5 protein-coding genes are annotated in these 4,427 nt (G+C 42.3%); 4 read left to right on the forward strand and 1 reads right to left on the reverse strand.

Annotation, left to right across the window (positions count from 1 at the left end; all coding sequences use genetic code 11):
* Positions 1–784 (reverse strand): thermonuclease family protein (locus ACWB0I_RS02300; protein ID WP_479386417.1); only part of this gene is annotated, 784 nt, incomplete at its 3' end.
* 390 nt (positions 785–1,174) lie between these two features.
* On the opposite strand from ACWB0I_RS02300, the gene ACWB0I_RS02305 reads away from it, so the two are divergent.
* From ACWB0I_RS02305 to ACWB0I_RS02320, 4 genes are all read left to right on the forward strand, one after another.
* Positions 1,175–2,296, forward strand: a complete 1,122-nt coding sequence (locus ACWB0I_RS02305; protein ID WP_479386418.1) for a saccharopine dehydrogenase family protein — start codon at positions 1,175–1,177, stop codon at positions 2,294–2,296.
* A 7-nt stretch (positions 2,297–2,303) separates the two neighbouring features.
* Positions 2,304–2,825 carry a flavin reductase gene (locus ACWB0I_RS02310; RefSeq protein ID WP_479386419.1) on the forward strand — a complete coding sequence of 174 codons (522 nt, stop codon included), beginning with the start codon at positions 2,304–2,306 and terminating at the stop codon, positions 2,823–2,825.
* 1,021 nt (positions 2,826–3,846) lie between these two features.
* On the forward strand, positions 3,847–4,026 hold the full coding sequence (locus ACWB0I_RS02315; RefSeq protein ID WP_479386420.1) for a hypothetical protein: 180 nt from the start codon (positions 3,847–3,849) through the stop codon (positions 4,024–4,026).
* Positions 4,027–4,028: 2 nt separating this feature from the next.
* A partial coding sequence (locus ACWB0I_RS02320) for a type II toxin-antitoxin system VapC family toxin (protein ID WP_479386421.1) occupies positions 4,029–4,427 on the forward strand: 399 nt, incomplete at its 3' end.

The following is a 4,427-nucleotide window of genomic DNA, read 5'->3' on the forward strand; positions in this document are numbered from 1 at the left end:
GGGCCAAATAGTAAAAGCCCACGCCAAAGCCAAAGTAAGTGAAATTTAATTGCGAATTTAGAATGATAAAGTCGTAAAGGGCATCTACTGCGTAATGGGCGGCCGGGCCCTCTTCACAGGCGCCAAACCCCTTTTCTCTAATGCGAATTTTCCCCAGTTTAAGTTCTCCGGAAAAAGACCCCGTGTATGGATTACCGATCATGACATCGATGCCCGATAAGTGAAATTCATTTTTTTGCGGGAACTCAAGCGAATTGAATTGACCGATCACGCCACTGGCTCCCAGGAAGACGGCCACTTTCTGCCGTTGTAAATACCGTTCAGGAGCCCAGAGGGGGCGTTTTAATTGTTTGGCCTTGCGGACTACCCGTTCATATTCTTCCCGGTACAACGAATCCACAGGGACATAAAAAGCATAGCCTAATTTAAGCAATTCTTTGTTAAAATTGACTCTACTCAACGGAAGCTTTTGAAACAGATGGACAGGGATAATTTGCATGGTGGAGTCGGCGGACGGAGAGGGCTCTATTATCAAATCGTATTTTAAAAAATGCTGGTGTTCATAGGCCAGAATCTTTTGCGCAATAGCCTGTTGCGCCTGGTTGCTGTCCGCCTTTGAGGGCATTTGCAAATTGGCCAGACTGACCTTGCGACCATCCTGGAGCAAAAAGAGATTGGTGTCCAGAATTTTTACAATTTTGATTTTTTGAGCAGCAAAAACGGTGTGAGGACAAAACGATCCCAAAATCATGAATACCACCAAAGGTAATAATTTTGAATACATGATTATTCCCTCCGGACATGTAGTGCGGTCGTGGAAAAACTACCTAATTTAAACAAGATGTTTTTGTTTTTCAACTTCTGAAGAGATTTTTTTAACGGATATGAGAAAATTTTTTTTGAAGGAAAAAGGGGAAAAAGATTAAAGGGCTGAAAGGCATAAATCGGCTTGAGAGGTTTCTACCCACCTCTTAGTTCCCTCCGGGGGAGGGGAGACTCAAGCTTCCCCTTCTGGGAGGGGCAAATCCAAATCTCCCCTCCTGGGAGGGGTTGGGGGTGGGTTTGCTTTCAAGGAAAAATGAAAAATGAAAAAGGAAAAAGGGGTGTTTTGCACTTAAAAAGAGAATTTGATAAATTTAACTGAAATACACATCTAAAGAGGAAAGGGAGTTTGATGCAAATTTTGATTTTGGGAGCCGGTCTGATTGGCAATCCGATGGCGCGCGATCTGGCTCAGGACGGCGATAAAAAAGTACTGGTAGTGGATCGGGATGCTCAAAGATTAAAAGAATTAGACAGGATCGATGCCATTGAAGTGCAGGTTGCTGATGCTTCAGATCCGCTGACTTTGAAACAGATTACTCGTGAGACTGCTGTTGTCATAAATGCCTTGCCAGGATTTTTAGGCTTTCAAATCCTGAAGCATTTGCTTGAATTGGGGAAAAACGTAGTCGATATTGCATTTTTTCCAGAAGATGCGCTCGATCTCCAGGAACTGGCTCTCAAAAAACAGGTAACGGCTCTGGTGGATTGCGGCGTTGCGCCGGGTATGAGTAATTTACTTGTAGGCTACGCCCAATCTTTATTAGGCCATTTAAAAGAGGTAAAAATTTATGTGGGCGGCTTGCCGAAAGTCCGACAATTACCATGGGAGTACAAGGCTGTGTTTTCACCGATCGATGTCATCGAAGAGTACATGCGTCCCGCACGCTTTAAAGTAGATGGAAAAGTAGTGGTTAAAGAGCCTCTCACCGATCCGGAGTTTATTGATTTCCCTCAGATAGGCACCCTGGAAGCCTTTAACAGCGATGGTTTGCGCACCCTGCTCAAAACGATTGACGCGCCGGATATGGTGGAAAAAACGTTACGATATCCCGGGCATCGTGAAAAAATTTTATTCCTGAAACAGACCGGTCTGCTGGACGAAGCGCCGCTTGAAATCAATGGGCAAAAGATTCGTCCCATTGACCTGACCTGTCAGACGCTCTTTAAACAGTGGAAGCTGAAGTCCGGCGAAGAAGACTTGACCGTAATGCGCGTGGAAGTGCGCGGCTCGGACAGCGGATTGCAGTTTAACCTGCTCGATTTTTACGACGCGAAGTCTGGTATCCATTCCATGGCCCGTACTACCGGTTTTACGGCTACCATTATGGCGCGAGCAATGCTGAACGGCCTTGTTACTGAAAAGGGCGTTTTGCCCCTAGAAAAATTAGGACACAACCATGAACTGGTGCGTTTTGTTTTCAATGAGTTTGAGAAACGGGGAATACACTATCAACAAAAGGTACTGAGGTGAGGTGTTCATGGCATCATTTAAAAAGGTAGCTCCCAAAGCCTTGAAGTTTAATGTGTTTTCTTTGTTTGATGATCAGTGGCTGCTATTGACAGCCGGCCAATTTGACACCGGGGATTTCAACACCATGACCATTTCCTGGGGCAGTATGGGGATTATGTGGAACAAACCGTTTGTTCAGGTGGCGGTGCGCCCGCCCCGATACACTTACCAATTTATGAACCGTTTTGAATATTTTACCCTTTGTTCTTTTTCGGAAAATTTTCGCACTGCCTTACAATTGTTAGGAAGTCGTTCCGGCCGGGATGGGGATAAGATAGCGGCCTCGGGATTAAACCCAATCGTCTCACCTGGCGGACACGGCGTGGCTTTTCAGCAGGCCCAATGGATTGTTGAGGCTCGCAAAATGTACTGGGACGATTTTTCCCCACAATATTTCCTGGATCCGGCCGTTGAAGAACATTACACGCAAAGCGACTACCATCGCATTTATTTTAGAGAAATTGTCAATTTTTTTACAAAAGTGATTTAAGAAGGTATGCAATCCGGCATTTTTGAATACTTCCTTCAAAACTTCAATCCCGCTAAGCGGGATGCGAAAATTTTTGTGTTAAAGATCTTAACCCCCCGGACCCCTTCCCTTCTTTTAATAATGGGAAGGGGGAGCAAAGTGTGCCGGTTTGCTGAGTTTTACTCTGATATGTTAAGATATTTTGCAATTTTCTATTTGCAATCTTTGCGCACTTTGTGAATGCTTTGCCTGTCCGGGCGAAGGAGAAATAGGCGCCGGAAAGAAAAACCTAATTCTCATTGATAGTGAATAAGGCCATGAAAAGAAATTTACAACACAGATGGAAAACTTTCCAACACAAGCATTCCCCCTCTCCCAGATTTTATTCTGGAAGAGGGGGATCGAGGGGGTGAGGGCAAGTAATTATTAATTTAAAACATTCATTGCCTGTCCCCGAGGATCGGGATTTCCATTTGCTCAAACCGGCGGCCTGTCGGGAAGGATTGTGCTCCGGAAATTGGACTTTGACAACTCACCAAAATGGATCAGTTTTCATTAATGGACTGAGCGCTTGCGGAACCGGATTGTTTTTTCTTATATTTCAAATACAAAAAATACTGTTTGATCTGTTGTTATGGGGCTTTGTTAAAGTCTTCCAGGAATTTTTTTACATAGTAGGAAGAGGCCTTAAGGGTTCTGGGACTGTAACCAGCCAGTGAAAATTTTTCCCACTATGTGGATTACTGTATTGAGAAAAAGATTTTTACGAAACTTAAAGTTTGTCGCTTTGCGGCTTAGTTCAGCTGGTTAATGTAACGAACTGCTTCTTTGATCGAATTTTGGGCTAAATTAAGGTTTTGGCAATAATCGTTGAATTCAGAGATAAAAGATTTTGGCAACGGGAATCCTCATGTATTTTTTGTGTCAAATGATTTTTCGGATTCCGGATGTTAATTTTTGAGTTATATTGCTAACTGCGGGGTTTAAGGGGTAGTTGCTTAAATACAAACCCGTTGATAAAAGCGTGTAAAGGAGCATAAAAATGAATTTAAAAGAAAAAATTAAGAAAGAGATCGATTTGATACCAGAGGAATATTTACCTCAGCTTGAACAATATCTTAAAGCAATAAAATGCAGAAAAAGAAGACGGCTATGTATCAAAAAAATACATTTAAAAGGTAAATATGATAATCTAAAAATAAGAAAATTAGCATATGAATAGCTATGAACAGCTCAATATTAGTTGACACAAATATACTGATTTATGCTATTGATGCTGACTCTCAATTTAACGAACGGGCATTGACGTTTTTGTCAGATTCCTCATTGAAACTTTTCACCACTTCCAAAAATATTTCTGAATTTTTGGTTGTATTGACCAGGGATACAGAAATAAATCTATCCTCAAGTGAATGCCTCGAAATCCTAAATGGACTTCTGAGTGACATCGTCATTCTCTATCCTACGCCCATGTCAATGAATGTATTTCAAGAACTAGTTCGTAAATACAACCCTCGTGGTTTATGGATTCACGATGTAGAAATAGCCAGTATTGGTATCGCGCATGGTATATCCACGATTGTCACTAATAATGTTGCTGATTTCAAGCGTATTACTGAGTTG

This window comes from Caldithrix sp. (assembly GCF_056497305.1).